General features: G+C 47.4%; 34 protein-coding genes. 19 read left to right on the forward strand and 15 right to left on the reverse strand.

Features of this window, described 5'->3' with window-relative positions; all coding sequences use genetic code 11:
• Positions 1-97: 97 nt before the first annotated feature.
• From CEF21_RS05845 to CEF21_RS05865, 5 genes are all read right to left on the reverse strand, one after another.
• A complete protein-coding gene (locus CEF21_RS05845; protein ID WP_123914122.1) occupies positions 98-289 on the reverse strand; it encodes a YfhD family protein in 192 nt (63 codons plus the stop codon).
• Positions 290-364: 75 nt separating this feature from the next.
• Positions 365-484: a YfhE family protein gene (locus tag CEF21_RS05850; protein ID WP_123914124.1), complete on the reverse strand. Its 120-nt coding sequence runs from the start codon at positions 482-484 to the stop codon at positions 365-367.
• A 180-nt stretch (positions 485-664) separates the two neighbouring features.
• On the reverse strand, positions 665-1,222 hold the full coding sequence (locus CEF21_RS05855; RefSeq protein WP_123914126.1) for a GNAT family N-acetyltransferase: 558 nt from the start codon (positions 1,220-1,222) through the stop codon (positions 665-667).
• 252 nt (positions 1,223-1,474) lie between these two features.
• The gene (locus CEF21_RS05860) at positions 1,475-2,647 is read right to left on the reverse strand and encodes an amidohydrolase (RefSeq protein WP_123914128.1); all 1,173 of its coding nucleotides are present in this window, start codon (positions 2,645-2,647) and stop codon (positions 1,475-1,477) included.
• A gap of 33 nt (positions 2,648-2,680) precedes the next feature.
• Positions 2,681-3,574, reverse strand: a complete 894-nt coding sequence (locus CEF21_RS05865) for a TIGR01777 family oxidoreductase (RefSeq protein ID WP_123914130.1) — start codon at positions 3,572-3,574, stop codon at positions 2,681-2,683.
• Positions 3,575-3,669: 95 nt separating this feature from the next.
• Between CEF21_RS05865 and recX the strand changes: the two genes are divergently transcribed.
• Positions 3,670-4,485 (forward strand): recombination regulator RecX, encoded by an 816-nt coding sequence (recX, locus tag CEF21_RS05870; protein ID WP_123914132.1) that lies wholly within the window; start codon positions 3,670-3,672, stop codon positions 4,483-4,485.
• 60 nt (positions 4,486-4,545) lie between these two features.
• Positions 4,546-4,863, forward strand: coding sequence for a YfhH family protein (locus CEF21_RS05875; RefSeq protein WP_123914134.1), 318 nt, complete (start codon positions 4,546-4,548; stop codon positions 4,861-4,863).
• Between the two features lie 31 nt (positions 4,864-4,894).
• On the opposite strand, the gene CEF21_RS05880 is transcribed toward CEF21_RS05875, so the two are convergent.
• Positions 4,895-5,059 carry a YpzG family protein gene (locus CEF21_RS05880; protein ID WP_123914136.1) on the reverse strand — a complete coding sequence of 55 codons (165 nt, stop codon included), beginning with the start codon at positions 5,057-5,059 and terminating at the stop codon, positions 4,895-4,897.
• 24 nt (positions 5,060-5,083) lie between these two features.
• Complete coding sequence (sspK, locus tag CEF21_RS05885; RefSeq protein ID WP_123914138.1) at positions 5,084-5,239, reverse strand: small, acid-soluble spore protein K; 156 nt, start codon at positions 5,237-5,239, stop codon at positions 5,084-5,086.
• 125 nt (positions 5,240-5,364) lie between these two features.
• On the opposite strand from sspK, the gene CEF21_RS05890 reads away from it, so the two are divergent.
• Positions 5,365-5,634 (forward strand): YfhJ family protein, encoded by a 270-nt coding sequence (locus tag CEF21_RS05890; RefSeq protein WP_123914140.1) that lies wholly within the window; start codon positions 5,365-5,367, stop codon positions 5,632-5,634.
• A gap of 225 nt (positions 5,635-5,859) precedes the next feature.
• Here the strand turns inward: CEF21_RS05890 and CEF21_RS05900 are convergent, their stop codons facing one another.
• The gene (locus tag CEF21_RS05900; protein WP_123914142.1) at positions 5,860-6,840 is read right to left on the reverse strand and encodes a metal-dependent hydrolase; all 981 of its coding nucleotides are present in this window, start codon (positions 6,838-6,840) and stop codon (positions 5,860-5,862) included.
• A gap of 87 nt (positions 6,841-6,927) precedes the next feature.
• On the opposite strand from CEF21_RS05900, the gene mutY reads away from it, so the two are divergent.
• The 4 genes from mutY to CEF21_RS05920 all read left to right on the forward strand — a co-directional run bounded on the left by mutY (position 6,928) and on the right by CEF21_RS05920 (position 8,891).
• Positions 6,928-8,016: an A/G-specific adenine glycosylase gene (gene mutY, locus CEF21_RS05905; protein ID WP_123914144.1), complete on the forward strand. Its 1,089-nt coding sequence runs from the start codon at positions 6,928-6,930 to the stop codon at positions 8,014-8,016.
• Between the two features lie 61 nt (positions 8,017-8,077).
• Positions 8,078-8,332 carry a hypothetical protein gene (locus CEF21_RS05910; protein WP_123914146.1) on the forward strand — a complete coding sequence of 85 codons (255 nt, stop codon included), beginning with the start codon at positions 8,078-8,080 and terminating at the stop codon, positions 8,330-8,332.
• On the forward strand, positions 8,287-8,664 hold the full coding sequence (locus tag CEF21_RS05915) for a hypothetical protein (protein ID WP_123914148.1): 378 nt from the start codon (positions 8,287-8,289) through the stop codon (positions 8,662-8,664). The genes CEF21_RS05910 and CEF21_RS05915 overlap by 46 nt, the downstream gene beginning before the upstream one ends.
• Entirely contained in the window at positions 8,661-8,891 is a 231-nt protein-coding gene (locus tag CEF21_RS05920; RefSeq protein WP_123914150.1) for a hypothetical protein, read from the forward strand. The genes CEF21_RS05915 and CEF21_RS05920 overlap by 4 nt, the downstream gene beginning before the upstream one ends.
• 62 nt (positions 8,892-8,953) lie before the next feature.
• On the opposite strand, the gene CEF21_RS05925 is transcribed toward CEF21_RS05920, so the two are convergent.
• Positions 8,954-9,178, reverse strand: coding sequence for a hypothetical protein (locus CEF21_RS05925; protein WP_123914152.1), 225 nt, complete (start codon positions 9,176-9,178; stop codon positions 8,954-8,956).
• Between the two features lie 90 nt (positions 9,179-9,268).
• On the opposite strand from CEF21_RS05925, the gene fabL reads away from it, so the two are divergent.
• The 5 genes from fabL to CEF21_RS05950 all read left to right on the forward strand — a co-directional run bounded on the left by fabL (position 9,269) and on the right by CEF21_RS05950 (position 13,312).
• Entirely contained in the window at positions 9,269-10,018 is a 750-nt protein-coding gene (gene fabL / locus CEF21_RS05930; RefSeq protein ID WP_123914154.1) for an enoyl-[acyl-carrier-protein] reductase FabL, read from the forward strand.
• A gap of 68 nt (positions 10,019-10,086) precedes the next feature.
• The gene (locus CEF21_RS05935) at positions 10,087-10,272 is read left to right on the forward strand and encodes a gamma-type small acid-soluble spore protein (RefSeq protein WP_123914156.1); all 186 of its coding nucleotides are present in this window, start codon (positions 10,087-10,089) and stop codon (positions 10,270-10,272) included.
• A gap of 271 nt (positions 10,273-10,543) precedes the next feature.
• Complete coding sequence (locus CEF21_RS05940; RefSeq protein ID WP_123914158.1) at positions 10,544-10,798, forward strand: YgaB family protein; 255 nt, start codon at positions 10,544-10,546, stop codon at positions 10,796-10,798.
• A gap of 173 nt (positions 10,799-10,971) precedes the next feature.
• The gene (gene ntdP, locus CEF21_RS05945; protein WP_123914160.1) at positions 10,972-11,502 is read left to right on the forward strand and encodes a nucleoside tri-diphosphate phosphatase; all 531 of its coding nucleotides are present in this window, start codon (positions 10,972-10,974) and stop codon (positions 11,500-11,502) included.
• Between the two features lie 64 nt (positions 11,503-11,566).
• Positions 11,567-13,312: an ABC transporter ATP-binding protein gene (locus tag CEF21_RS05950; RefSeq protein ID WP_123914162.1), complete on the forward strand. Its 1,746-nt coding sequence runs from the start codon at positions 11,567-11,569 to the stop codon at positions 13,310-13,312.
• A gap of 377 nt (positions 13,313-13,689) precedes the next feature.
• Here the strand turns inward: CEF21_RS05950 and CEF21_RS05955 are convergent, their stop codons facing one another.
• Positions 13,690-14,364 (reverse strand): hypothetical protein, encoded by a 675-nt coding sequence (locus tag CEF21_RS05955; protein ID WP_123914164.1) that lies wholly within the window; start codon positions 14,362-14,364, stop codon positions 13,690-13,692.
• A gap of 341 nt (positions 14,365-14,705) precedes the next feature.
• On the opposite strand from CEF21_RS05955, the gene CEF21_RS05960 reads away from it, so the two are divergent.
• Genes CEF21_RS05960 through nikC form a run of 5 tightly spaced genes read left to right on the forward strand, consistent with a single transcriptional unit; the run spans position 14,706 to position 20,274 of the window.
• A complete protein-coding gene (locus CEF21_RS05960; protein WP_123914166.1) occupies positions 14,706-15,707 on the forward strand; it encodes an ABC transporter ATP-binding protein in 1,002 nt (333 codons plus the stop codon).
• Positions 15,682-16,650, forward strand: coding sequence for an ABC transporter ATP-binding protein (locus tag CEF21_RS05965; RefSeq protein ID WP_123914168.1), 969 nt, complete (start codon positions 15,682-15,684; stop codon positions 16,648-16,650). The genes CEF21_RS05960 and CEF21_RS05965 overlap by 26 nt, the downstream gene beginning before the upstream one ends.
• A gap of 46 nt (positions 16,651-16,696) precedes the next feature.
• A complete protein-coding gene (locus CEF21_RS05970) occupies positions 16,697-18,310 on the forward strand; it encodes an ABC transporter substrate-binding protein (RefSeq protein WP_123914170.1) in 1,614 nt (537 codons plus the stop codon).
• Positions 18,311-18,369: 59 nt separating this feature from the next.
• Complete coding sequence (locus CEF21_RS05975) at positions 18,370-19,371, forward strand: ABC transporter permease (RefSeq protein ID WP_123914172.1); 1,002 nt, start codon at positions 18,370-18,372, stop codon at positions 19,369-19,371.
• A gap of 27 nt (positions 19,372-19,398) precedes the next feature.
• Positions 19,399-20,274 (forward strand): nickel transporter permease, encoded by an 876-nt coding sequence (gene nikC / locus CEF21_RS05980; protein ID WP_481747656.1) that lies wholly within the window; start codon positions 19,399-19,401, stop codon positions 20,272-20,274.
• A 32-nt stretch (positions 20,275-20,306) separates the two neighbouring features.
• Here the strand turns inward: nikC and CEF21_RS05985 are convergent, their stop codons facing one another.
• The gene (locus CEF21_RS05985) at positions 20,307-21,383 is read right to left on the reverse strand and encodes an FUSC family protein (RefSeq protein ID WP_123914176.1); all 1,077 of its coding nucleotides are present in this window, start codon (positions 21,381-21,383) and stop codon (positions 20,307-20,309) included.
• 273 nt (positions 21,384-21,656) lie between these two features.
• Here CEF21_RS05985 and CEF21_RS05990 point away from each other — a divergent pair, with 273 nt between their 5' ends.
• Both CEF21_RS05990 and CEF21_RS05995 read left to right on the forward strand, forming a co-directional pair.
• On the forward strand, positions 21,657-21,929 hold the full coding sequence (locus CEF21_RS05990) for a DUF2651 family protein (protein ID WP_164462093.1): 273 nt from the start codon (positions 21,657-21,659) through the stop codon (positions 21,927-21,929).
• Positions 21,930-22,021: 92 nt separating this feature from the next.
• The gene (locus tag CEF21_RS05995; RefSeq protein WP_123914180.1) at positions 22,022-22,843 is read left to right on the forward strand and encodes an MBL fold metallo-hydrolase; all 822 of its coding nucleotides are present in this window, start codon (positions 22,022-22,024) and stop codon (positions 22,841-22,843) included.
• A 116-nt stretch (positions 22,844-22,959) separates the two neighbouring features.
• Here CEF21_RS05995 and CEF21_RS06000 read toward each other — a convergent pair whose 3' ends face one another.
• The 4 genes from CEF21_RS06000 to ssuD are packed head-to-tail and all read right to left on the reverse strand — an operon-like array spanning position 22,960 to position 26,611.
• The gene (locus CEF21_RS06000; protein WP_123914182.1) at positions 22,960-23,934 is read right to left on the reverse strand and encodes a sulfonate ABC transporter substrate-binding protein; all 975 of its coding nucleotides are present in this window, start codon (positions 23,932-23,934) and stop codon (positions 22,960-22,962) included.
• A gap of 1 nt (position 23,935) precedes the next feature.
• Positions 23,936-24,691 carry an ATP-binding cassette domain-containing protein gene (locus CEF21_RS06005; RefSeq protein WP_123914184.1) on the reverse strand — a complete coding sequence of 252 codons (756 nt, stop codon included), beginning with the start codon at positions 24,689-24,691 and terminating at the stop codon, positions 23,936-23,938.
• A gap of 14 nt (positions 24,692-24,705) precedes the next feature.
• Positions 24,706-25,479, reverse strand: coding sequence for an aliphatic sulfonate ABC transporter permease SsuC (gene ssuC / locus CEF21_RS06010; protein WP_123914186.1), 774 nt, complete (start codon positions 25,477-25,479; stop codon positions 24,706-24,708).
• Positions 25,472-26,611, reverse strand: coding sequence for an FMNH2-dependent alkanesulfonate monooxygenase (gene ssuD / locus CEF21_RS06015; protein WP_123914188.1), 1,140 nt, complete (start codon positions 26,609-26,611; stop codon positions 25,472-25,474). The genes ssuC and ssuD overlap by 8 nt, the downstream gene beginning before the upstream one ends.
• Between the last annotated feature and the right edge of the window lie 82 nt (positions 26,612-26,693).

Here is a 26,693-nt window from a genome sequence, read left to right on the forward strand (position 1 = left end):
ATTCATTATCAATTGAGTATGTACTGGCCCGATAAATTCCTAAAAGCGAAGCGAATATAAAAAAGCCCCTGCTGACTCCTGGCAGGGGCTTTTGCATTTATCTTTTTCTTTTTTGCTGACGCTGGTTGGCTGCATCGGCTCTGGATTGAGCCTGCGTATCAGCCTGGTCGGCTAATTCACGGGAGAACTCCTCATATGTTCCATCTGTCTCTTTCTTCAGCTGTTTCGGAACTTGAGCAAGACCATTCTTGTTTTTATCACGAGTATGCTGCTTGTGTCCTCTTCCCAAAGTGAACGCCCCCTGTGAGTTGAACTTGTGGTTCAATGTTAGGATAGCCTTACAGCGGGACCTGTATGCTGGTAACTAGTTCTTTTTCTTCGTAAATCCGCCAGCCCGGTCCGCCGCTTTAAATTCCCTGCCATAAAGAACTTCCTGCATCGCGGTCAAGGTTTTCTTCGAATTTTCATGTCGTTTCTTTTCCATCCTTCAATCAGCTCCATTCTTAAGACTAGAACTATTTTGGACAATCGGCATGGGATTCATACTCCATATAAAAACACGGCAGGATTGGCGGACAAAGAGCGGCGGCAGGGAAGCGATTCAGTTCAATAAGTCCGCCTGCCGCAAACAAAAGACCCGCCTTTTTCAGGCGGGCCGTTCTGATTAAGCTTCTTTCAAATGCTGTTCTTCCGCAATGGAAGGGGTTCTCATGGTGTAGAGTGTATATAGATCCTTTTTAATTTCATAAAGGCTGTAGATGTCTTCCCCGTTATTAATTTGATCCAGCAGCGCTTTTCGGGTTTCGTTCGCACATACGACATAAGGAAGCTTTTCTGCCGCTTTCGTTGACCGGACGTTCACCTTCCGGATGCGGAGAAAAATGGTTTCAATGCCTAGTTCGTAGAACAGTTCATTGAAAAAAGCGTCTTTTGCTGTTTGATTGTAGCCTTTGCCGTGGTATGGCTTTCCAAGCCAGGTTCCGAGGAACCCGGCATTTTCCTGGAGGTCAAAAAGACTGATGGTCCCGATTGGAGAGCCCCATTCATCGAGAATGGTCCGTGAAATCAATTCACTGCGCTCTTCGGCTTCAATTGTTTGCTTGGTTAAAAACAAATATTCCTCGATTGAATCAGCTTTATGACGTACGTAAGGGAAGACATCGGGGTGTACCATAAGTTCGTACAGCGCATGACTATCGTGAATGTCACGTTTTTTAAGCATCTTTCTCGCTCCCTCCAACATGAGGGCAGACGCGTAGCCTTAAGCCCCACCCTCGAAATTTTTTAAATTAGCCAAAAAATTTCGGGGTGGGAATCGAACCCACTAGAACCAGTAAAACTGGTGGCGCACCATTTGCCTTCCCATAGATCCCAGGTCATTAAATTGTCATACACAGCAAGGCTTTGTGAGCAAGCCATGCACTGATATCATACTCGAATTTTTATGAAAAAGATACTGTTTTTTTTGTGTTTTTTACTGTTTTTTTTGGCCGGTTTTTATCCCTTTTCCGGAGGCCCATTTTGCGTCTTCAAACACAAGTTTTCCATCAATCATCGTGCACTTCGGTTTCGCTAAATAATGGAAGGGATGGTGGCTCCAGAGAACAAGATCGGCGTCTTTTCCCTCTTCCAGGCTTCCGATGCGGTCATCGACCTGCAGATTGCGTGCTGCGGTGATGGTGATGCCTTCAATCGCTTTTTGTTCATCGAATCCTTCACGGACAGCGAGGGAGGCTACGACATTTAAATATTGAATCGGTGTATATGGGTGGTCGGTTGTAATCGAAACTTCCACACCCTGATCCGAAAGAGCCTGATACGTCTGCCAGCTTTTGTTTTTCAATTCGACTTTCGACCGGCGTGTGAATGTAGGTCCGACGCTTACCTTTGCGTTTTTCCCGGCGAACTCCTCTGCTATCAGATGGCCCTCTGTACAATGCTCGATTCGGTAATCAAGGTTGAACTCCTCGGCAAAACGGACCGCGGATAAAATATCATCCGACCTGTGGGCGTGAATGCGTACGGGAATTTCCCTTCTTAACGCACGGCGTATGGAAATGGAGCGGAAATCTTCTTCATCATCGCAGTATTTGGCAGCGTAAAAGGCTTCGCGAAGCATTCCCATTATTCCCATTCTTGTGATGGAGTCTTTGTTCCCCTGACTATGAATCCGCTTAGGGTTTTCCCCTAATGCAATTTTCAAACCGGCGGTCTCCTTGATCAGCATATCACTGATGTTCACTCCGCTCGTTTTAATGACGGAAGTCGTGCCCCCGATTACGTTCGCGCTTCCCGGCATGATGTGAACCGTGGTAATCCCGTGGGAAATGGCATCATGAAAACCGGAATCAAGAGGATGAACACCGTCAAGGGCGCGGATATGAGGGGTCAGCGGTTCCACGGTTTCATTCGCATCATTCCCCGCCCAGCCGGTTCCTTCATCATAAAGTCCAAGATGGGTATGGACGTCTATGAGTCCGGGAAAAAGGAATTGATCATGACAGTCAATGACCGTACAGTTTTCGGGCGGTGAAATGTTTTTCCCGATCTTTGCGATTTTCCCGTTTTCAACGAGCAGGTCGGACGCATATAAAATGTCCGAGGTTACTGGAAAAATGGTGGCGCGCTTAAATAATGTGCAGGTCATTTTTTTGATCTCCTAGCGGAAATAGATTTTATACTATTTTATTATGTCAGAGAGAGCGCGTTCAAGCGACGGATAAATAAAAGTATATCCGCTCTCAATGGCTTTTTTCGGCAGCACCCGCTGTCCCTCTAAAAGCAGGATGCTCATTTCTCCAAGCGCGAGCTTAATCGCACTGCCTGGAGCAGGGAGCCAGTGAGGACGGTTCAAGACTTCGCCGAGTGTTTTCCCGAAGGTTTCCATCTGCACCGGATTGGGGGCTGTCATGTTAACGGGTCCGCTGATTTCATCGTGACGGATAATAAAATCCATTAAGCCCGCGATGTCGGTAACATGGATCCAGGACATCCATTGAGTTCCTGACCCAAGCGGACCTCCCCCATACAGTTTGTAGGGAAGAATCATCTTCTGCAGCACTCCGCCTTCGCCAAGTACAATGCCAAACCGGGCGTATACAGTTCGTATGCCAAGGTCACGGATCATGGATGCTTCCTGCTCCCATTTCTGTACGGTATCGGAAAGGAAATCCTCGTCAGTCGCAGCAGAGTCTTCGGTAAAGGTTTCTTTCTCAGACGTTCCGTAAACTCCCACGGCACTTGCACTGATAAACACAGATGGTTTTTGGTCAAGACTCTCTAAAATTTTATAAACTTCACGTGATGATTCGACACGGCTTTCTACAATCTCTTTTTTCGTTTCCTCTGTCCAGCGGGTGCTGATTGATTTTCCCGCAAGATTGATCATCACGTCCAGCCCTTCAAGATGCTTGGCAGGATCTGCCCCGTCCGTCATCCATTTTGCATATTCAATATTTCCATAACCTTCTTGCTCGCTTCTGGATAAAATAACGACTTTATGTCCTTCTCTGGCAAAGTATTGAGCGATATGTTTCCCGACAAAGCCGGATCCTCCGGCGATAGCAATTTTCATGGTTTCACCCCGCATAAGTTTTAAGTGCTTTTTCTAAGCTCTACCCTGCCTTCATGATGATAAACGTATGGTAAAATAAGAAGGAGGTGTTGAGGATGGCTTTTGTAACGAAAATTACGTCCCAGCAAAAAAATGCTGAGCGGTACAACATTTATCTGGACTACGGAAAAGGGGAGGAATTTGGTTTCGGTGTGGATGAACACACCTTGATTAAATTCGGCCTTGCAAAAGGAAAAGAGCTTTCAGACCTTGATATTGCCGAAATAACGACAGGCGATCAAATCAGAAAAGCGTACAACTCCGCTCTGGACTATCTCAGTTATAGAATGCGCTCAACAAAAGAAATCAAGCAGCAGCTGGAGAAAAAAGAATTTCAGCCTGAAACCATTCAAGAGGTCTTACATCAGCTTGATGAGTCGGGGTTAACCAATGATCAGCAGTTTGCTGATGCCTATACAAGAACACAGTGGCAGGCCGGAAAAGGCCCGGATGTAATCAAGCAGGAGCTGTTCCAAAAAGGGATTGCCCAGACTCAGATTGAGCAGGCCCTGTCTCTGTATGGTCATGAAGACCAGCTTGATGCTGCCATGGTGCACGCAGAGAAATTTTTAAGAAAAAATCATGCGATCTCGACCATTCAGGTCAAGCAAAAGCTCGAGCAGCTCCTTGTCCGGAAAGGCTACAGCTTCAACCTTGTTTCTGAAGTGCTGCGGTCGGTTGATTATGGAAACAATCAGAACGAGGAAAGAGAAGCGCTCGCAAAGCAGGCTGCAAAAGTGAGCTCCAAATACAACAATGGCCAGGACTATGCGAACAGGCAAAAGATGAAGCAGTACCTGTACCGCAAAGGGTTTCCAATCGAACTCATCGATGAGTATCTTGAAAATCCTGACCAATTTATTCAGAGTTAATATTCGCTTTTACCATGCCCGATTCCTGTTCGGGAGCACACATTAGGGGGAACAAAGGATATGCAGACACAAAGATACAGCGAAATGACGGAATATGAATTAAATACGGAAATTGGAACGTTAAAGGAAAAGGCGCGGAAGGCGGAACAGATGGGCATGGTTAATGAATTTGCCGTGCTTGACAGAAAAATATCCATGGCAAAGTCCTATCTGCTGAATCCCGCTGATTTTAAACCGGGAGAGGAATATGAGATTGAAGGAGCACCGGGAGATACGTTTAAAATTGTTTACATGAACGGCATTTTTGCATGGGGGCACCGGCTTGAAACACCAGATCATGAAGAGGCCCTGCCGATTTCTGTCCTGATTAAACGATAAAAGCCAGCCGGGTATGCCCCGGCTGGTTTGGTTAGGATTGTTTACGCGTCTGGTTTTTCAATATCACCAGATCCTGCGTCATTTGCGTTTCGCCGTTCACTTGTGAGTGAGCGTGCTTTGGGTTAGCCCAAGGCTGCGGATACGCTTGTGTCCGGGAAGAGTAAAAGTGATCATAGGATGGTTTGTGATTGCCCAAACGAATCAGCCTCCATGTCTTAGACTAGTTGGAATCTTCTCTTTGGCCAGAAGCCCTCATGCGCTCCTGGGGATGGTCATTGATCGTACCGTCGGCGCGCTTTGACGCATAAGCGCCTTTTGCGCGCGCTTCGCCTTCAGATCTTTCTGCTATAGGAAAATCCTTTGCCTTATTCCGCAATCTGACCGCCTCCGATGATTAGGGAAATCGCTTCTTTAGAAGCGTACCATTATTATGGCCAGCCCCGTTTGTTTTATAATTAGTACATACAGGCAGTATTGCCTGCAAAAAGGAGGTGCTCCGAAATGGAGAGCTATTTTGAGCGTCTGACGGATCTGCTGCTGCTCAAAAACGATTCGCTTGCCTACGCCCAGGCGAGAACGTGGGTAGAACTTTTATGGGAAGACTTTGAAGCAACCTATGCCAAAGCCGGTGAAAAATATAAAGGCAAAGAAATGACTGAAGCAATCGTCCGGAAATGGATTGAACAATACGGACCACGGCTGCACGAATTTGTTGCATCCAATCCGAAATACAAGCATCTGCTTAATCAGGATGACTATTTAAAACATTAAGGCTATGTTGAAGCATGTTGTTGATTTTAACCCCTGTTGATTGGAGCGGAAGGCGTGAGACTCCGAGCTGAGAGCAGCGGGACAGGTGAGACCCCGGGGTGGCGAAGCCAGGAGGAGGCTCACCGCCCGCCCAAGGATAAGCGAACGACTGCTAGCTGCAATCAACAGCCAAGTTTAACAGAGCTAACATTAAAAAGAGGCGTGTTCCGCTTGGGAACCGCCTCTTTATTCAGGGATAAGATGAAGTTTCTTCCTCAGCTTTTCCTCACTGAAAATCCAGCCGGTATAGGAGCTTACAATCCTAAGGTTCATATCAAGCTGAACAATCGCCACAAACGGGTAGTATCCTTTGCTCCGGTAGCGCAGATCAATGAACCGGACTTCATAATGATCCGAGAACTCTTCCACTTCCCACCGGTAAACGGGGGAGAAGGAAAGAAAGGCAGAGACATTATCATCCTTTTCTGCTGCTTTTATCATATCGGTCTGCGGAACAGGCACACGGTCAAATTCATCAAGAACCGTTAACACCCCTTTAACATGCCGGGCTACATAAAAGTGTGACTGAGTCGTAACGGCTAGATGCCAGCTTCTGAATTTCAGCGTAGGGGAAATGATAATTCCCGTCACATTATCAAATCGCTCATATATTTCGTGAACAATTTTTTTGTTCATAACATATCTGACAATATAATAAATCACAAGCACGGCGAACATTCCTGCAAATGTATATCCCTGCGGAGCGCCCAATACCCAGGCTGCGATTGCCAGCCCATGGATGGAAAAAATAATCGGATCAAACGTATTGATCAGGCCGAGTGCAATCCATTTTCTTGAAAACGGCCTTAATGCCTGTGTTCCATAAGCATTAAAAATGTCGACAAATACATGCAGGGCGACGGCAGCAAATGTCCAAATCCCTAAATGAAGCAAATCCGTTCCCGGAAAGAGAAAATAGATGAGCGCCGTAATCAGGACGGACCACAGCAGGACAGCCGGTATTGAATGCGTAATCCCCCGGTGATTTCGAATATAGACAGCATTATTGCGAAGTTTTAAAATAGTATCCAGGTCAGGAGCCTGTGAGCCAATAATCGCAGCAGCCATAACGGCATGGGATGCTGCGGGATCGCTCCCCATAACGGGATCAAGAGTTGCCACTCCGCCAAGTGCAATCCCCATTACTACATGGGTGGCAGTATCCATAAAATCCCTCCAAGCAAATCCTAATTTTTTATCATTGTATAGCTATGTTTCCCATTTTAGAATGAATCTTAACATCTGGAGGCCACCATGAAAACCATTCTGTCTGATTTTAATATAAATGCGTTCCAGCAGGACTTAATCGGCTGGTTCCAAAAAGAACAGCGAACCCTGCCATGGCGGGAAAATGCTGATCCCTACCGTGTATGGGTATCCGAAATCATGCTCCAGCAAACAAGAGTAGACACCGTAATTCCTTATTTTTTAAACTTCATGGACAAGTTTCCCACGATAGGCGACCTTGCTGAAGCAGATGAAGAACAAGTATTGAAGGCATGGGAAGGACTCGGCTACTATTCCAGAGTCCGCAACCTGCAATCAGCCGTAAAAGAAGTCCATGAAGTCTACGACGGAATCGTACCGGCCGATCCTGATAAATTCGGGGAATTAAAAGGAGTAGGTCCCTACACAAAAGGGGCAGTGATGAGCATCGCCTACAACATACCGGAGCCCGCTGTTGACGGCAATGTGATGCGCGTGATGTCAAGAATTCTGTTGATTGACGAAGACATCGCCAAACCAAAAACAAGAAAACTGTTTGACACCGCCATCCGAGAAGTCATTGCAAAGGACAACCCGTCCGACTTTAACCAGGCCCTCATGGAACTCGGCGCGCTCATCTGCACCCCGACCTCTCCATCCTGCCTGCTCTGTCCGGTACGCGATCATTGCCAGGCATCTGAAGAAGGAAAACAAACCGTTCTCCCCGTGAAAAGCAAAAAGAAAAAACAGAAATCCCTTCTGCTCGCAGCGGCCGTTCTGACAGACAGCCACGGCAATTTCTGGATTCACAAGCGGCCATCAGAAGGCTTGCTCGCCAACCTGTGGGAATTCCCGAACACCGAAACCGTATCAGAAACCATGCCCCAAAAAGATGAACTTGAGCTGTTTTTAAACAAACAATACGGCGCACTGACCGAATTACGGCCGGTCGAAGGAATCATCCAGCACGTCTTCAGCCACCTGATCTGGAACATCACCCTATTCGCCGGAAAAACGGAGCGGGTGGAAGAAGGAAGCGGACTTGTAAAAGTAACCGAAGAACAAATGAAAGAATACGCATTCCCTGTATCGCATCAGAAAATCTATCAGCTGTACCTGGACGGGGAGAATAAATAAAAGAAGGAACCTGGCTTGCAGCCGGGTTCTTTTTGTATATACGTATATCGGTGAACAGGTGGTGGAAAGGTGCGATGTCCGGGAACAATGTCCGGGAAGAGTGGGAATGGGTGCGATGCCCGGGAACAATGTCCGGGATGGCGGAAATGGGTACGATGTCCGGGAAGAATGTCCGGGAAGAGCGGGAAAGAGTGCGATGTCCGGGAAGAATGTCCGGGAAGAACAAGAAATGAGTGTGATGCCCGGGAACAATGTCCGGGATGGGCGGAAATGGGTACGATGTGCGGGAACAATGTCCGGGAAGAACATGAAATGAGTGTGATGCCGGGGAACAATGTCCGGGAAGGGCGGAAATGGGTGCGATGTGCGGGAACAATGTCCGGGAAGAGCGGAAATGGGTGCGATGTCCGGGAACAATGTCCGGGAAGAACAAGAAATGAGTGCGATGCCCGGGAACAATGTCCGGGAAGAACAAGAAATGAGTGTGATGCCCGGGAACAATGTCCGGGAAGAACAGGAAAAGAGTGTGATGTCCGGGAACAATGTCCGGGAAGAACAAGAAATGAGTGTGATGCCCGGGAACAATGTCCGGGATGGGCGGAAATGGGTGCGATGTGCGGGAATAATGTCCGGGAAAGCGGTAAATGAGTGCGATGCCCGGGAACAATGTCCGGGAAGGACTGGAAAAGAGTGCGATGCCCGGGAACAATGTCCGGGAAGGACTGGAAATGGGTGTGATGCCCGGGAACAATGTCCGGGAAGGACTGGAAATGAGTGCGATGCTCAGGAAGAATGTCCGGGAAGAACCGGAAAAGAGTGAGATACCCGGCAACAATGTCCGGGATCACAAAAAAAGGGTGCGATGCCAGGCATGAATACCCGGCATCATCCCCCAAAACAGCAAAGCCAGGCAGCAACTGCCTTTACCCAACTTCCTTCAGTCGTAGCTAACCCTCGTTCCGTGCGTATAATCCGCTTCGTTTCTTTTCATCCCGCCGCGCACTTCGATTTCTTTCATGATTTCTTTGTGGACGGTTAGGCCTTCCGAATTCATATAGGGAAGAACTTGCTGCAGCGCATGGTGGAAATAGGCGAGTTCTTCATTTTTCCATTCGTGTTTGGAGATCATCGTCAGTTCTGACATATCACGTCCAACGTACATAAGTTTATGCCTCCTTGCCGAATATGGCGTATGAACCTTATTGTTTGATACAATAAACGTATCTATTCGAAAGAAAAGAGGATTGGAAACATGACACAAAATCGAGTCGCTTTAGTAACAGGCAGCAGCAGAGGAATAGGAAAGGCGATTGCTTTAAGTTTGGCGAAGCAGGGCTATGATATTGTTATCAACTATGCGAGAAGCAAGCAGGCTGCGCTTGAAACGGCAGAAGAAATTGAGAAGCTGGGTGTGAAAACCCTTGTGGTAAAAGCAAATGTAGGGAAAGTGGAAAAAATCAAAGAGCTTTTTGAACAGATTGATTTAGCGTTTGGACGTTTGGATGTGTTTATCAATAATGCCGCTTCCGGTGTGCAGCGTCCGATTATGGAGCTGCAGGAGAATCATTGGGATTGGACAATGGATATCAATAGTAAAGCGCTGCTTTTTTGCGCTCAGGAAGCTGCGAAGCGTATGGGGGATAATGGAGGGAAAATTGTGAGCATCAGTTCGCTTGGTTCCATCCGTGTTCTTGACAACTATACTGTAGTGGGGGTTTCCAAGGCGGCACTTGAGGCGCTGACCCGTTATTTGGCGGTGGAGCTTGCATCAAAAGGAATCGTTGTGAATGCCGTTTCCGGCGGTGCGGTTGATACAGAGGCGCTTAAGCATTTTCCGAACAGGGAGGAACTTTTGCAGGATGCGATTTCCAAAACGCCTGCCGGCCGGATGGTGGAAATTGAGGATATCGTCAGCGCTGTTGATTTCCTTGTTTCCGATCAGTCTTGGATGATTCGCGGTCAGACGCTTATTGTAGACGGAGGCCGTTCTTTGCTCGTTTAAATTTCAAAAAAAAAATCGTATATTGATCATCTCCTCGGGACATTCTATTTTTTGTGGAGGTGATTACAATGGCAAACAACAACCAAAACCAAGCTGGTAAAACAACTTCTGGAACTAACGTTCAACACGTTAAGCAACAGAACCAACAAGCAGCACAAGGACAATACGGTACTGAGTACGCTTCTGAGACAGACGCTCAGCACGTGAAAAAGTACAACCAGCAAGCTGAAGCAAACAAATCTAAAAACAGCTAATTCACACCACTGAATGCAGAAATGCATGAGAGGTCGCCTGCAAGAATTGTGCTTATCTCCAATCTCTGTACAAGGATCGCTTAATCGTGAGCGGGTCCGGCTGCAGAGGGAGAGAAAGGACGGCTTGCGTGAGGGCGGCCTCTTTTCATTTTCTTATCCCTCTGATTCCCGACAAAATGTGCCATGCTTCTTCTTTTTCTTCTAAAGGAGGCCGACTCGATGGCAACGAATATATACATGAACGCCATTCAAAGCAGAAAGGGGCGCGTGCATGAGCAAATTCGATGTACTTGTAGGAGAGCAGCTCAGGACGATGGATAAGCTGCTGGAGCTTCAAAATGAAGTGGAGCGATGCCAGCGGATTGAAAGGGAGCTTGAACGTCTTCAAAATGAGGATAAACTTAAGATGGTTAAAGATGAGATTCATGAAATGAAGAGAGAACTGCATTCGATTCAGAAAACATTTGAAAAGCAGACGGAGGAAGTCATCCAATCGTATAAGAGCCATCCGGTCTGGGAACGGTAGGCGCTGTTTTAGGTCATCGATCTGCCCGCAGGGGGATTCTCTGTTTGAGCAGCAATGGCCTTTTGTTTTCTTTTTCATTCTACTAACTGTATAATAAAAAGAAATATGAATTCAGGCTTCTGGGAATGAACGGAAACCCTGGCGGAGGCTGCTTTAAAGGATGGCGAAATAGGATGGGCTTACCTGCGGAAGGAGAAACGATACAAATACATAGCTATAAACACAACGGCAAGCTGCATCGGATCTGGGAAGAGACAATGATTCTGAAAGGAACGGACAGCTTGATTATCGGCGGGAATGACCGTACGACAGTTGTGGAGTCAGATGGACGGACATGGATTACAAGAGAACCGGCAATCTGCTATTTTCACGCCAAATACTGGTTTAATATTATCGGCATGATTCGTGAAGACGGGGTGTATTATTACTGCAATATCAGCTCCCCGTTTGTATGGGATGATGAAGCGCTCAAGTACATCGATTATGATCTCGATGTGAAAGTGTTTCCGGATAAGTCCTATATTCTGCTTGATGAGGATGAATATGAGGCCCATAAAAAAGAAATGAATTATCCGGGTGTGATTGACCTCATTTTGAGAAAAAATGTAGATAGGCTGATTAACTGGATTCATGAAGGAGAAGGCCCTTTTTCCTCTGAATTTATTGATAAATGGTATGGGCAGTACTTGAAATTTTCGAAATAAGATGCCTGTTGGAGCGGTTCAGCAGGCTTTTTGCTTGTTTTTAGACACCATGGGGGTTAGGAAAATGGGTTCAATTAAGCGGTACATGGAATTTGTAAAGCCATATAAATGGCAAATTGCCGGAACGATTGCAATCGGAATTGTGAAATTTGCGATTCCGCTTTTAATTCCGCTGTTAATCAAATATGTAGTGGATGATATTATAGGCGGGCCCGGCACTGCCAATGCAAAAACGCAGCACCTTTTCACCATTCTTGGCATTATGTTTGCCGTGTTTGTTGTGATGCGGCCTCCGGTAGAGTATTACCGGCAGTATTTAGCCCAGCTCGCTTCAAACAAAATTCTGTATGATATTCGGGACCAGCTGTTTACCCATCTGCAAAAACTGAGTCTCCGCTATTATGCGAATACCCGCGGCGGCGAAATTATTTCTCGGGTAATTAACGATGTAGAGCAGACAAAGAACTTTGTTATGACAGGCCTGATGAACGTTTGGCTGGATGTCGTCACCATTCTGATCGCGATTGGAATTATGCTGACGATGGATATTCCGCTCACTCTCGTCTCGATTGTCCTTTTCCCTCTTTACGGATTTTCGGTTAAATTTTTCTACGGAAAGCTTCGCGAACTGACAAGGGTCCGCTCCCAGGCACTTGCGGAAGTGCAGGGGCATTTGCATGAGCGGGTTCAGGGGATGCCTGTAATCCGAAGCTTTGCCATTGAGGATCATGAGCAGAGGCAGTTTGCTTCGGAAAATCAAAACTTCCTGCAAAAAGCCATTGATCATACGAGCTGGAATGCAAAAACGTTTGCCGTTGTGAATACGATTACGGATGCGGCGCCGCTTCTCGTTATTGCCTATGCCGGATATCAGGTTATACATGGAGATTTAACAGTAGGAACGATGGTAGCATTTATTGCCTATATCGAGCGTCTATACGGTCCACTGAGGAGACTGATTAACTCTTCGACTCTGATTACCCAGGCTTTTGCTTCTATGGATCGGGTCTTTGAATTTATGGACGAGCCGTATGATATTCAGGATAAACCAAACGCAGTTAAAGCCGATCAGGTAAAAGGGAAGGTCGAGTTTGACCATGTTACCTTTCAGTATGATGACGACGATGCAAAAGTGCTTGATGACGTCACGCTTCAAGCCAATAAGGGGGATACGATTGCTCTCGTTGGGATGAGCGGCGGCGGAAAATCAACTCTTGTCAGCCTGATTCCGCGATTTTACGATGTAACGGGCGGCAGGATTACTCTCGACGGTACGGATATCCGCGATTATGAAGCGACCAGTCTCCGCCACCAAATCGGGATGGTGCTGCAGGATACCTTTTTATTCTCGCATTCGGTGAAAGAAAATATTTTGGTTGGAAAACCGGGTGCGACCGATGAAGAAGTCATTGAAGCGGCTAAAGCAGCCAATGCCCATGATTTCATTATGAAGCTTCCGGACGGATACGAAACGAAGGTCGGCGAAAGGGGCGTCAAACTTTCAGGAGGACAAAAACAGCGCGTGTCCATCGCGCGGGTATTCCTGAAAAATCCGCCGATCCTTGTCATGGATGAAGCGACCAGCGCGCTGGATTTAGAGAGCGAACACCTGATCCAGGAAGCCCTGGAAAAGCTGTCTAAGGACCGGACCACATTCATTGTAGCCCACCGTCTTTCAACCATTACCCATGCTGACCAAATTGTTCTGATGGAGCACGGGAAAATAGCCGAAAAAGGAACCCATCAGGAATTGATGGCGAAAAAAGGCTTGTATTTTAACCTCTTTCAAATTCAGCAGCTTAATATGTAAAGCCCTCCGTCCTGGAGGGCTTTTTGTCATACCGGGAACTTTGTCCACATAAAAATACAGTACGAAAGAAACAAATTCAGTCGGTTGAAGAAAATAATTAAATTTTACTGAAAAGTACAGAAACCCTAGAGTAGTCGCTGAAAAATTCATTCAGGTTATTTTTACTGAATATTTACACTAATGTGAAAGTTTGCTATATTATTGAAATATAAAACTTCTTTGTTCCCACTATAATCAATTCCTCACTATCTACATAAGCAGATCAGCTGTATTTTATTTAAAACAACGAGAGTTTAGGGTTGGGCAGGAAAGCACCGCGGTTCAGCAGGAAAAACCCCGTCGCGGCAGGAATCCGGACTGAATCGGCAGGAAACCAGTCATGTTCGGCGGGAAAATGCAGTTTGGCAGGAAAGCACCATGGTTCGGCAGGAAAAACCTCCATACCGGCAGGAATCCGGACTGAATCGGCAGGAAACCAGCCGAGTTCGGCGGGATAATCCAGTTTGGCAGGAAAGCACCATGGTTCGGCGAGAAAAACCTCCATACGCGCAGGAATCCGGACTGAATCGGCAGGAAAACAGCCGGGTTTGGCGGGATAATCGAGTTTGCAGGAAAGTACCCCGGTTCGGCGTGAAAAACCCCCGTCCCGGCAGGAATCCGGACTGAATCGGCAGGAAACCAGCCATGTTCGGCGGGATAATCCAGTTTGGCAGGAAAGTACCCCGGTTCGGCAGGAAAAACCTCCATACCGGCAGGAATCCGGACTGAATCGGCAGGAAAACAGCCGTGTTCGGCGGGATAATCCAGTTCGGCAGGAAAGCACCATGGTTCGGCAGGAAAACCCCCCGTCCCGGCAGGAATCCGGACTGAATCGGCAGGAAACCAGCCGTGTACGGCAGGATAATCCGGTTCGGCAGGAAAGCACCATGGTTCGGCGGGAAAAACCCCGTCCCGGCAGGAATCCGGACTGAATCGGCAGGAAACCAGCCGTGTTCGGCAGGATAATCCAGTTCGGCAGGAAAGTACCCCGGTTCGGCTTGAAAAACCTCCATACCGGCAGCAATCCGAACTGAATCGGCAGGAAACCAGCCGTGTTCAGCGGGATAATCTAGTTCGGCAGGAAAGCACCATGGTTCGGCAGGAAAAACCCCCGTCCCGGCAGGAATCCGGACTGAATCGGCAGGAAACCAGCCGTGTTCGGCGGGATAATCCGGTTCGGCAGGAAAGCACCATGGTTCGGCGTGAAAAACCCCGTCCCGGCAGGAAAGCACCTCGGTTCGGCGGAAAAAACCCCCGCCCGGCGGAAAGTAAGCGCATGCTAACTGCAATCAGCAGCCAATTTTAACAAAGCCTACAAAAAAATAGAGTGTACCGCATAGAGGGGGCAAGACGCTTGGCAAATGAAACAGTGTTGGAAGTCCGGAATCTGTCTGTCGGCTTCAAAAATGATGCATCGATTACAAATGTGGTGAAATCCGTTGATTTGACCTTGAAGGAAGGGGAAATTCTCGGGATTGTCGGAGAATCGGGCTGCGGGAAGAGTGTGACGTCGATGGCACTGATGGGGCTATTGCCGAAGACCTCTTCTATTCAGGGAGAAATCCGTTATAAAAATAAAAATTTGCTTAAAGAAAGTGAAGTGTCACTTAGGAAAATCAGGGGCAACGAGATTGCGATGATTTTTCAGGAGCCGATGACGTCACTGAACCCGCTCCTCAAAATCGGTGAACAGCTTATGGAAGCGTGCCGGGTCCATACAAAGTGCTCTAAGAAGGAAGCGAAGGAGCAGGCGGTTAAGATGCTCAGTCTTGTGGGAATGCCGAGGCCTGAATCCCTTCTCGGCGAATATCCGCACCAGCTGTCTGGCGGGATGCGCCAGCGGGTGATGATTGCGATGGCGATGATCTGCAATCCGGGTGTTCTAATTGCGGACGAGCCGACGACAGCGCTTGATGTTACGATTCAGTCGCAAATTCTTGCGCTGATGAAGGATTTAAATAAAAAGCTGAATACATCGATTTTGCTCATTACCCATGATCTCGGTGTGGTCGCTCAAGTGTGCGACCGGGTTGCGGTGATGTATGCCGGACAGATTGTGGAAGAAGGAGACAGTGAAGCGATCTTTTCTTCACCGAAGCATCCGTATACGAGAGGGCTGCTTCAGTCTGTACCGGATATCCGCACGAAAAAAGACAAGCTTTTTTCCATTAAAGGCCAGGTTCCGAAACCGGGCAGCATCCAGAAAGGCTGTGCATACGCCAACCGGTGTGAATTTGTTCAGCCGCTGTGCCGGGAGGAAGGACCTGATTTAACAGCAAGCGGTGCGCAGCAGGTCCGCTGCTGGCTGTATAAAGAGGAGGGTGCCCTGATTGAGTCAGCCATTGCTAGAGATTGAAGACTTAAAAAAAGTATATACAACCCATAAAGGGCTCCTGGGCGTGAATAAAACGGAAGTCACGGCAGTGGATGGAGTAAAGCTTGAAGTGAAAGCGGGCGAAACGCTCGGAATTGTCGGCGAGTCGGGCTGCGGAAAATCGACCCTCGGAAGATTGATTGCAAGACTGACAGAGCCGACATCCGGATCGGTCACATTTAATGGACACTCCTTGTTTGATCTGAAAAAGCAGGAAATGAAGTCTGTCAGACGTGATATGCAGATGGTGTTTCAGGATCCGTATGCTTCCTTAAATCCGCGGCAGCAGGTTCGATCCATTTTGGAGGAGCCGCTCATTGTCCATAAGATGGGTTCAAAGAGCGAAAGAATGGACAGGGTTGCGGAAATTATGAGGATTGCCGGCTTTGATCCCGATCTTGGAACCCGGTATCCGCATCAGTTCAGCGGAGGACAGAGGCAGAGAATTGGAATCGCAAGAGCCTTGATGACGAATCCAAAGCTTATTATTGCCGATGAGCCGGTTTCTGCTCTTGATGTCTCCATACAAGCGCAAATTTTGAATCTGTTAAAGGATCTTCAAAGCACGTTTTCTCTTACGTATCTATTTATCTCACATGACCTTGGAGTTGTAAGGCATATCAGCGACCGGGTGGCGGTCATGTATCTTGGAAGATTGGCAGAGCTGTCGGATAGCGAATCTCTTTACCGCGATCCGCTTCATCCATATACCGAGGCACTGTTGTCCAGTGTGCCGATTGCGGAGCCTTCCGCCAGAAAAGCGCCGATTGTCATTAAAGGGGATATGCCGAATCCGGCTGATCCTCCGAAGGGCTGTGCGTTCCATACAAGATGTCCAAAGGTAAAGGCTGTTTGCAAAGAAGTGAAGCCGGATCTTTTCCCGGTTGGGGATGGTCGTTTCGCTGCCTGCCATTTATATGGATGAGCGGCGTGAATGATAGATAAAAGTGAATAATGGGGGGAACCAGAAAATGAGAAAAAAGTGGTCCATGCTTGGTTTAATTTTTGTCCTCATTTTGTCGCTCGCTTTGTCCGCATGCAGCAGCAACACGGCTGGCGGAAAAGACGGGGACGGGAAGTCCGGCGGCAGCAAGAACAAGAAAGATACGCTCATTTACGGAAGGGGCGGGGACTCTACCTCTCTTGATCCGATTACCACAACGGAAGGGGAAGCCTTTAAAGTTACGGAAAATATTTATGAAAGTCTTTTAAGCTATGGGGATAAGGATACAACGGTTCAGCCGGGACTGGCTGAAAAGTGGGAAGCGTCTGAAGATGGTCTCACTTACAAGTTCCATTTACGCAAAGGGGTTAAATTCCATGATGGAACAGACTTCAACGCAGAGGCAGTTGTTGTAAACTTTGACCGGTGGATGAACGGGGATGCAGAGAAATTCCCTTACTACACGATGTTCGGCGGCTTTAAAAAAGATGAGGGGCATGTGATTAAAGAAGTAAAAGCAACAGATGAAAACACTGTTGTCTTTACATTAAAGCGTCCGCAGGCTCCGTTCCTTAAGAATATCGCCATGTCCCCATTCGGCATTGCGAGTCCTGATGCCATTAAGAAATTCGGAGATGACTTACGCGCGAATCCGGTCGGAACAGGCCCGTTCAAGTTTGTGGAATGGAAACAGAATGACCGCATTGTACTTGAGAAAAATAAGGATTACTGGATGAAAGGGTATCCGAAGCTGCAGCAGGTTATCTTCAAAACGATTCCTGAAAACTCAGCACGCCTTAACGCTCTTCAAACGGGAGAAATTGATTTGATGGACGGACTGAATCCGTCTGACCTTTCTAAAGTCGAAGGCGACAAAAATCTTCAGCTGTTCAAGCGTCCATCCATGAACGTTGGATATGTTGGATTAACGGTAACGAGAAAGCCGCTTGATAACAAGCTTGTCAGACAGGCGCTTAACCATGCGGTGGATAAGAAAGCGATTATCGATTCTTTCTACGGCGGATTTGCAGAGCCTGCGAAAAACCCGATGCCTCCTTCCCTTGAAGGCTATGATGATTCCATCGAGGAATACCCGTATGATCTGGAAAAAGCGAAGGCTCTTTTAAAAGAAGCCGGTTTCCCGAATGGATTTGAAATGGAGCTATGGGCTATGCCGGTTGCGCGTCCTTATATGCCTGAGGGAATGAAGGTAGCGGAAGTGCTGCAGGCAAGCTTTGAAAAAATTGGGGTTAAAGCGAAAATCGTCACTTATGAGTGGGCTACGTACTTGGAGAAAGCGAGCAAGGGAGAAGCCGATTCCTTCCTTCTTGGCTGGACTGGTGACAATGGAGATCCTGACAACTTTATCTATACGCTATTGGATAAAGACAGCATTGGCGGAAACAACTATACCTACTTCAGCAATCCGGAAATGCATGACATTCTGATTGAAGCCCAGACGGTAACCGATCAGGCAAAACGAAACGAGCTTTACAAAAAAGCTCAGAAGATTGTACACGATGAAGCACCTTGGATTCCGCTCGTTCACTCAACTCCGATGATGGCGGGAATGTCCGACATTGCAAATTTCATTCCGCATCCAACCGGAACGGATTTGTTCACAAAAGTAGAATTTAAGTAAAGAGAAAAGGGAGGGGGTCTATGCTCCTCCCTTTTTCCAATTTGAAAGGGGATACGGTGATGCTTTCTTATTCTCTGAAGCGCATCGGCATGCTAGTTCCGGTTCTGCTCGGAATGACGATTGTCGTTTTTGCGATTATCCGCGCGATTCCGGGTGATCCTGCCCAAGTCATTTTAGGCCAGCGGGCGACACCGGAAGCGATCCAGCAGCTCACTGTGAAGCTCGGACTGGATCAGCCGGTTTATGTGCAGTACGGCTCTTATTTAAAGGATTTGTTAACTGGAAATCTCGGAGAATCCATCCGCACCGGAGCCCAGATCAGCAAGGAAATGCTTCCCTACCTTGCCGCTACGGCAGAACTGACGATTTTTGCCATGGTGATTGCAACGGTGGTGGGAGTCAATGCCGGGATCATCAGCGCCTGGTTCCAGCGGTCATGGTTTGATTATCTCGCTATGATTATTGCGCTTATTGGAATCTCGATGCCGATTTTCTGGCTTGGCCTTATGGGACAATGGTTCTTCTCCATTCAGTTGGACTGGCTCCCGACAACAGGACGCGAGGAGATCCGGAATCCTGTTGATGCGGTAACCAATCTGTACCTGATCGATACGCTTCTTAATGGCCGGTTCGACCAGTTCGGCGAGGTGTTAAAGCATCTCATTCTTCCCGGGACGGCGCTTGCGACCATTCCGATGGCGATTATTGCGAGAATTACCCGTTCGAGCATGATTGAAGTGCTGAACGCTGATTACATAAGGACAGCCAGGGCGAAAGGGCTTCGGATGAGCTGGGTTGTCTACCGCCACGCACTGAAAAATGCGGTGATTCCGATTTTGACAGTCATCGGTCTGCAAACAGGCTTGCTGCTTGGAGGCGCCATTTTGACAGAGACGATTTTCGGCTGGCCTGGACTTGGACGGTATATTGTAGAGGCAATCAGCTACAGGGATTATCCGGTCATCCAATCCGGAATCCTGATCATCGCCCTTCTTTTCGTCCTCGTCAATCTCGTCGTGGATCTGCTCTATGCAGCGATTGATCCGCGCATCAAATACTAAGGGGGAATCGTTTTGGGAGAACCGCAGCTGTCTGAATCTGTCCAGTATACGGAAGAAAAACCGCTGACTCCTTTTCAGGAAGGACTCCGTTCTTTTTTGAAAAACAAAATAGCGGTGGCTGGTACGGTCATCGTGCTATTCTTTATCGCTGTTGCCATTTTATCTCCGCTCATCGCTCATACGGGGATCAATGAACAGGATTTAACGAAGCGCCTGCTTCCGCCATCCGCTGAGCACTGGCTTGGAACCGATGATTTCGGCCGGGATATTTTTTCAAGGGTCGTTTACGGAGCTAAGATCTCCCTGTTCGTCGGCTTCTTTTCCGTGCTGGGATCTGTTGTTGTCGGTTCCCTGCTCGGAATCATTGCAGGCTATTATGGAAAATGGGCTGATACCATCATCTCAAGACTGTTTGATATCATGCTTGCTTTTCCAAGCATTCTTCTGGCCATTGCTATCATTTCGATTCTCGGGCCGTCTCTGCAAAATGCGCTCATTGCGATTGCGGTCATTAATATTCCAAACTTCGGCCGCCTGCTTCGCGCAAAAGTGCTCAGTGTAAAAGAAGAAGATTACATTTTGGCTGCAAAATCCATTGGGATGAAGGATTCCAGGATTCTTTTCAAGCATGTGCTGCCGAACAGTGTATCTCCTATTATCGTGCAGGCAAGCCTTGCGATTGCGACGGCGATCATTGAAGCGGCTGCTCTCGGGTTTCTCGGACTTGGCGCCCAGGCACCGAGCCCTGAGTGGGGGAAAATGCTTTCGGATTCCAAGCAGTATTTAATTCAGGCGCCGTGGACGATGATTTTTCCGGGGATTGCGATTATGCTGACGGTGCTCGGCTTTAACTTGATGGGGGACGGACTGAGAGACGCGCTTGATCCGAAGTCCAAGAATTAAAAAGGGATGACCAATTGCGGTCATCCCTTTCTTTATTCTTTCGTTTCGCTTATTTCAATTTCATTTTCATCCTTGTGGTAGCTCTGGAAGCTGTTGATCAGCGTATCCAGATGCTCGAGCTGTTCGCTGTAATCGAGTATGCTCGCCACAAGCGGCAGCATGTGGTAAAAGCAGGCGGGATCATGACACTGATTCTGGTACTTCATGAATTCGTCCACCAGTTCCCGTTTATTAAAGAAACCTTCCTGTATCAATTCATTCGGTGTTTCCGTTTTGATTTTGCCGATAAATTTTAAAAGAATGCGCTCATGATAGCTTAGCAGATAATCGAGTTCAGCTGTAATAATCTGCTGCAGCTCCGGCGTCGTCAAATGAAGCTCGTTTTCAAGGCGGTGCAGTTTTTTTAATGTATCAAGCGACTTGTTCGTCGTCAGAAGCATTTGTCTGAACAATACGAGCTTGCGGGATTTCGTTAAGGTATTCCGGCGAAGATAATTCCGCTCTTCTTTATATAGAAGGTAAAGCTGGTCAAGCTGCATCATATTTTCTTTCAGCCGCTCGATATCCTCCTTCAGGACGTTATGTTCAGAAGCCTGGCGGATATTAATGCGAATCCACTTCAGGATTTCCTCTGTACTGTCCGAAATGCGGTAGTACAGCTTCGTTTCATATTTCGGAGGCAGGAACAGCAGATTCACGATAAAGGCGGAGAATACTCCGAGCATAACGGTTCCGAAGCGGAGCAGGGCGAATTGAATAAAATGCTCTCCCGGCGTTTCCATGATTGCAATAACCGTTACAATGGCAACCGGAATGGTATTCTGAATCTTAAGCTTCAGGTTGATGGAAATGACAATAACCGCGGTTAAACCGACAACAAATGGATGAGGGCCAAAAACAAGACCAAAAATAATCGCAAACGCAGCACCGATAAAATTCGCTTGAACTTGCTCGATAACAGATAAATAAGACCGGTAAATCGTTGGCTGAATGGCAAAAATCGCTGCAATCCCTGCGAAAACAGGAGACTGCAGGTTCAACAGAGAGGCAATCCATAAAGCAATGGTGATCGCAATCCCTGTCTTTAAAATTCGGGCACCGAGTTTCATAAAAGTTAAGGTTACATTCCTTTCAAAGGGTTTAAGTAAACAACTACGTAATATACAATGTTTAAAAGGATTATTCAAGATACTATTTCCCATTTTCGGATAAATCATAACGCGCACTTATTAAACATAATTTCAGACCCCTGTATTGGCAAAGATGGAAGCCTTTACAAACCGGAAATGAAACTTGAATTATTTTTTAGTAAAATAGTCCATTCACTTATTTTACAGATAATGTTATATTTTAATGGTATTTTTTTCTAGGAGTTGATGCGAATGTGGGAAATTCCTTTTTATGCGTTTATTGTTCCGGTTGCCGTGCTGCTTCTTTCAATGGTATGTACTCTTAAATATAGAAATCTTTTTTTAGCGCCCGTCCTCACTTTTATCGGGCTCAATCTCATCACAATTGTCCTCCCCTTCATTCAAAATGCCGGTTGGGAAGCTCTTTTTGGGTGGTCTGTCTTTTATACAGGTGTCTCACTGCTGATCTCCCTCATCGGATGGGCTTTCAAAAACAGGGCCGGACGGTTAAAAGAAGCAAGATAACAAAGGCGTTTATTCTATGCAGAATACACGCTTTTTTTTGTCTTAAAATGTGCTAAAATTCAGAATAGAGTTTGATTTTAGGAGGAGCCAAAATGAATTTTGCCATTTGCGAAACATGCGGAGTGCAGTATGAAGATACTGGCATTCCGGCACAATGCATGATATGTTCCGAGGAAAGACAGTATATCAATCCATCAGGCCAGACATGGACGACCCTTGATGAAATGAAGAATTCCGGAATCTATAAAAATGAAATCCTTTCAGAAGAACAAGGATTGTCCAGTTTTACGACGAAACCGGAGTTTGGGATTGGCCAGACAGCTTATTTGATTCAAGAACAGGGATTTAACATCCTATGGGATTGCATCACCTATTTGGATGAGGAAACCATCCAGCGTATTCATGATTTGGGGGGACTTCAGGCCATCGCTCTTTCCCATCCCCACTATTATTCGACCCAAGTGGAATGGGCAGAAACGTTTCAAGCTCCCATCTATATACATGAGGATGACAGGGAGTGGGTAACGAGAAGCAGTGACCAAATCATTTTCTGGTCAGGAGAGTCCCTGGAACTCCACCCAGGAATCGTTCTTCACCGGCTTGGAGGGCACTTCAAGGGAGGAGCAGTGCTCGAGTGGAAAGGCGGGGACAGCGGCAGCGGAATTTTGCTGACGGGAGACGTGATCCAGGTCGTCGCTGACCGGAAATGGGTAAGCTTCATGTACAGCTATCCGAATCTGATTCCGCTGCCTCCCGGCAAGGTTGAGCAAATAGCGGAAAAAGTAAAACCGATCAAATTCAACCGGCTCTATAATGCCTTTCACCGTGTTGTTCTCGAGCAGGCAAACGAAGCCGTACAGCGCTCAGCTGAAAGATACGTAAAAGCGATTAATGGGACATTATTCGATACATAATACAGTAGAAGACTGGTATTTGTATTCCAATTTTATATTAATAAGGTAAACAATTTCATAAAATATAACACCATGAAAGAGAAAGAAAACAGGAACCGCTGCCGGTTCCTGATTCTTTAATCGGCTATCGCTTCCTTCACCTTAATCTCCTTAGGAAGCAGCTTAATCGAGTAGAAGGCTTCCGCAATTTCCTGCTGCTCTTTCTCGATTTCAGCATCGATTTTTACGACTCCGTAAGGTCTTCTTTTTACAGCTGTTTTCAGAATATCTTCATCGATTCCCACAAGCGGGGAAAGGTAGCCTGCGACTTCATCGGGATGCTCCTTCGCCCAGTCGGAAACCTTTTGGACTTCTTCCAGTACATCGTCAATCGTTTGCTTATTTGTTTTCAGATAGCTTTTTGAAGCAAGATAAAAGTCGCGGTCATTGGCGAGACCGTCACCCGATGTGAGGACTCTTGCTTTTGCTTCTTTTTCGGCGACAGCGAGGAATGGATCCCAGATAATCCAGGCGTCTACACTTTTGCGCTCAAAGGCAGCGCGGGCATCGGATGGGGTCAGGTTTACCGGCTGGATATCCTCATATTTTAGACCTGCTTTTTTCAAAGTGCTTAATAGAAGATAATGAGCACTTGACCCTTTCGTGAAGGCGATCTTCTTTCCTTTTAAGTCTTGCAGTTTTTGAATAGCTGAATCCTGTGGAACGAGAACGGCAGACGTTTTTCCTTTTTTATAGCCGGATGCAACATAGCTGAATTCAATGCCGGCAGCCTGGGCGAAGATGGGAGGGGTATCCCCGGTTCTTCCGAAATCAATGCTTCCGGCGTTCAAAGCCTCAAGGAGCTGAGGGCCTGCCGGAAATTCGACCCATTTAACGGAGATTCCTTCTTCTTTTAGCTTCTTCTCCAGTGTTCCTTGAGATTTTAAAATATTGAGAGGGCAATTTTTCTGGTATCCGATTCGAATCACTTTCTTCTCGGAGCTTTGCTTTTCTGCCGGTTTGGAAGATGCATTGGATGCATCAGAGCCGCATGCGCTTAATAGTCCTATAGTTAAAATGAACATCAAGAATAGAGATAAAGATTTTTTCATGTTAACGATCTCCCCCTGCTTTTATGGAATGGACGGATTCTTCCCCCATGACTTTTCTCAATATTTCTCCTGAAAGTGCGGCAAACTTGGCGTGATCTCTCTGCCTTGGACGCGGAAGCGGAATGACTTTATCCATGACGATTTTTCCTTTATCTATCAGGATGACACGGTCTGCGAGCGCAACAGCTTCATCCACATCATGGGTAACGAGCAGAGCGGTGAATTTTCTTTCCTTCCACAGGTTCTCGATAAGGCGCTGCATTTCAATCCGGGTTAACGCATCAAGAGCGCCGAGCGGTTCATCGAGCAGCAGGATATCGGGTTCATTCACGAGTGCCCTTGCAAGCGCGACTCTTTGCCGCTGGCCGCCTGAGAGAATGGAAGGCCATTCCTCTGACCGGTCTGCCAGTCCAACCTGCTTAAGTGTCTGACTCGCAAGCTCCCGCCAATTTCCTTTCAAGCCGATGCCTACGTTGTCAATTACCTTTTTCCATGGGAATAGGCGTCCGTCCTGAAACATGATGCGGGCCGAGCTATTCAGCCCTAACAGTCGCTTGCCGCCGACAAGAATTTCCCCGCCGTCCGGCTTCTCCAGTCCTCCGGCGAGTTTGAGCAGCGTACTCTTTCCGCAGCCGCTTTTTCCGACAATCGCAACAAACTCCCCTTTATCCAATTCGAGATGGATTCCTTCCAGCACATGCTTCTTTCCATAGCTCTTTTCTAAATGGCGGATAGTCAGCTTACCGGTTTGCGTCATTTTTCTCATCTCCTTTACTGGTAGGATGGATGCCATTTCAGGCATTTTTTTTCAAGGATTTTTGCCAGCACATCGGATAGTTTCCCAAGGAGAGCATAGAGGATGATGCTTAATACCACGACATCCATTTGCAGGAATTCCCTTGCATTCATCGCCATATAGCCGATGCCGGAATTAGCCGAGATGGTCTCAGCGACGATAAGTGTGATCCACATGACCCCAAGCGAGAAGCGAACGCCAACAAGGATGGAAGGCAGGGCAGCCGGCAAGATGACATGCCAGAATAGAGAGAAGCCTTTTAATCCATAAACCCGTGCTGCTTCAATCAGCCCTTTGTCAATGGATTTCAATCCATGATACGTGTTGAGGTATATCGGGAAAAGGACTCCGAGTGCCACAAGGAAAATTTTGGCCTCTTCCTCTATGCCGAACCATAAAATGACGAGCGGTATGAGCGCGAGATGCGGGATATTCCGAAGCATCTGAACCGATGTATCTAGGAGCGTCTCCGCTTTGGAGGACAATCCATTTAAGAGCCCGAGCGCGAAGCCGATTCCGCCTCCAATGATAAAACCGATTATGGCCCGCTGCGAACTGATGCCGATATAGTTGAATAGGTCTCCTGATTCCGTCAGAGCAACGGCAGCAGCAAATACAGCGGATGGAGCGGGAAGAATCTTTTCGGAAAGCAAACCGGTCATGGAAAGAACCTGCCACAGAACAATGAGAAGAACGGGAACGCCCCATGCTGCAAGGCTGTTCTTAAAGGATAAAACTTTGTCAGCCACTGGCTTTCGCCTCCTTTGAATCAGGATAGTGATTGTTTGCGACGACCTCTCCGTATGCCTGAATGGACCGCTGAACAGTGTTTTCGAGAGGGAGTTTTGGAAATAAAAGCTCAGCTACCCGGTACGCTTCCTCCAGATGAGGGTAACCGGAGAAGATGAAGTGATCGATTCCAAGATCGTGATACTCTTTCATCCGCTCTGCAACTGTGTCTGCATCGCCTACAAGTGCCGTACCTGCCCCTCCGCGGACAAGTCCGACACCGGCCCAAAGGTTCGGGCTGATCTCAAGAGAATCCTTTTGGCCGTTGTGAAGGGCGGTCATTCGTTTTTGCCCGACAGAGTCATAGCGGGCAAACACCTCCTGAGATTTTCGTATCGTTTCTTCATCCACGTACTGAATGAGAGAGTCCGCCGCATCCCAGGCTTCCTTAGCGGTTTCTCTTACGATCACATGGAGACGGATGCCGAAGCTGACCGTTCGGCCGGACTCAGCTGCGAGCTTTCGTACTTTAGCAATTTTTTCAGCGACGAGAGCGGGGGGCTCGCCCCATGTAAGATAAACGTCAATGTGCTTGGCGGCGACATGCATAGCCGGGTCTGATGAGCCTCCAAAATAAAGCGGCGGATACGGCTTTTGGAGTGAAGGAAGAAGGGATTTTCCGCCTTTAATTTTCAAATGCTTTCCTTCAAAATCAATCTCCTCCCCAGCCAGTTCACGGCGCCATACTTCAAGGAATTCATCCGTCAGTTCATACCGTTCCGTGTGATTCAAATGAAGACCGTCTCCGGCAAGCTCTACCGGATCTCCGCCTGTGACCACATTGATCAGCATCCGGCCACTGGAAAGTCTGTCGAAAGTCGCGGCCATTCTTGCCGCAACGGAAGGAGAGATAAGACCGGGCCGGATTGCTACAAGAAACTTCATTCGTTCCGTGACAGAGAGAAGAGAGGAGGCAGTAACCCAGGAATCCTCGCAGGATTTCCCCGTCGGCAGGAGAGCCCCTTCAAAGCCCAGCTCATCAACAGCCTGGGCGATTTGCCTGAGGTATGGAAAGGTGATCGCTCTGCCGCCTTTCGCTGTTCCTAAAAACTTGCTGTCACCATGTGTCGGAATAAACCAGTAAATTTTCATCTGTTCAGCTCCTTTTGAAATATAGGCTATGTTAAAGTATGTTGTAGATTTTTCACACCTGTTGATTGGAGCGGAAGGCGTG

Source organism: Bacillus sp. FJAT-42376 (assembly GCF_003816055.1).
GTDB lineage: Bacteria > Bacillota > Bacilli > Bacillales > Bacillaceae > Metabacillus_B.

Bases quoted from the DNA above. Each gene is read 5' to 3' on its own strand.
- CEF21_RS05850 (WP_123914124.1), bottom strand. From the start codon at position 484: ATGGAAAAGAAACGACATGAAAATTCGAAGAAAACCTTGACCGCGATG.
- CEF21_RS05855 (WP_123914126.1), bottom strand. From the start codon at position 1,222: ATGCTTAAAAAACGTGACATTCACGATAGTCATGCGCTGTACGAACTT.
- CEF21_RS05860 (WP_123914128.1), bottom strand. From the start codon at position 2,647: ATGACCTGCACATTATTTAAGCGCGCCACCATTTTTCCAGTAACCTCG.
- CEF21_RS05865 (WP_123914130.1), bottom strand. From the start codon at position 3,574: ATGAAAATTGCTATCGCCGGAGGATCCGGCTTTGTCGGGAAACATATC.
- recX (WP_123914132.1), top strand. From the start codon at position 3,670: ATGGCTTTTGTAACGAAAATTACGTCCCAGCAAAAAAATGCTGAGCGG.
- CEF21_RS05875 (WP_123914134.1), top strand. From the start codon at position 4,546: ATGCAGACACAAAGATACAGCGAAATGACGGAATATGAATTAAATACG.
- CEF21_RS05890 (WP_123914140.1), top strand. From the start codon at position 5,365: ATGGAGAGCTATTTTGAGCGTCTGACGGATCTGCTGCTGCTCAAAAAC.
- CEF21_RS05900 (WP_123914142.1), bottom strand. From the start codon at position 6,840: ATGGATACTGCCACCCATGTAGTAATGGGGATTGCACTTGGCGGAGTG.
- mutY (WP_123914144.1), top strand. From the start codon at position 6,928: ATGAAAACCATTCTGTCTGATTTTAATATAAATGCGTTCCAGCAGGAC.
- CEF21_RS05915 (WP_123914148.1), top strand. From the start codon at position 8,287: ATGGGTACGATGTGCGGGAACAATGTCCGGGAAGAACATGAAATGAGT.
- CEF21_RS05920 (WP_123914150.1), top strand. From the start codon at position 8,661: ATGAGTGCGATGCCCGGGAACAATGTCCGGGAAGGACTGGAAAAGAGT.
- CEF21_RS05925 (WP_123914152.1), bottom strand. From the start codon at position 9,178: ATGTACGTTGGACGTGATATGTCAGAACTGACGATGATCTCCAAACAC.
- fabL (WP_123914154.1), top strand. From the start codon at position 9,269: ATGACACAAAATCGAGTCGCTTTAGTAACAGGCAGCAGCAGAGGAATA.
- CEF21_RS05935 (WP_123914156.1), top strand. From the start codon at position 10,087: ATGGCAAACAACAACCAAAACCAAGCTGGTAAAACAACTTCTGGAACT.
- CEF21_RS05940 (WP_123914158.1), top strand. From the start codon at position 10,544: ATGAGCAAATTCGATGTACTTGTAGGAGAGCAGCTCAGGACGATGGAT.
- ntdP (WP_123914160.1), top strand. From the start codon at position 10,972: ATGGGCTTACCTGCGGAAGGAGAAACGATACAAATACATAGCTATAAA.
- CEF21_RS05950 (WP_123914162.1), top strand. From the start codon at position 11,567: ATGGGTTCAATTAAGCGGTACATGGAATTTGTAAAGCCATATAAATGG.
- CEF21_RS05955 (WP_123914164.1), bottom strand. From the start codon at position 14,364: ATGGAGGTTTTTCAAGCCGAACCGGGGTACTTTCCTGCCGAACTGGAT.
- CEF21_RS05970 (WP_123914170.1), top strand. From the start codon at position 16,697: ATGAGAAAAAAGTGGTCCATGCTTGGTTTAATTTTTGTCCTCATTTTG.
- CEF21_RS05975 (WP_123914172.1), top strand. From the start codon at position 18,370: ATGCTTTCTTATTCTCTGAAGCGCATCGGCATGCTAGTTCCGGTTCTG.
- CEF21_RS05985 (WP_123914176.1), bottom strand. From the start codon at position 21,383: ATGAAACTCGGTGCCCGAATTTTAAAGACAGGGATTGCGATCACCATT.
- CEF21_RS05990 (WP_164462093.1), top strand. From the start codon at position 21,657: ATGTGGGAAATTCCTTTTTATGCGTTTATTGTTCCGGTTGCCGTGCTG.
- CEF21_RS05995 (WP_123914180.1), top strand. From the start codon at position 22,022: ATGAATTTTGCCATTTGCGAAACATGCGGAGTGCAGTATGAAGATACT.
- CEF21_RS06000 (WP_123914182.1), bottom strand. From the start codon at position 23,934: ATGAAAAAATCTTTATCTCTATTCTTGATGTTCATTTTAACTATAGGA.
- CEF21_RS06005 (WP_123914184.1), bottom strand. From the start codon at position 24,691: ATGACGCAAACCGGTAAGCTGACTATCCGCCATTTAGAAAAGAGCTAT.
- ssuD (WP_123914188.1), bottom strand. From the start codon at position 26,611: ATGAAAATTTACTGGTTTATTCCGACACATGGTGACAGCAAGTTTTTA.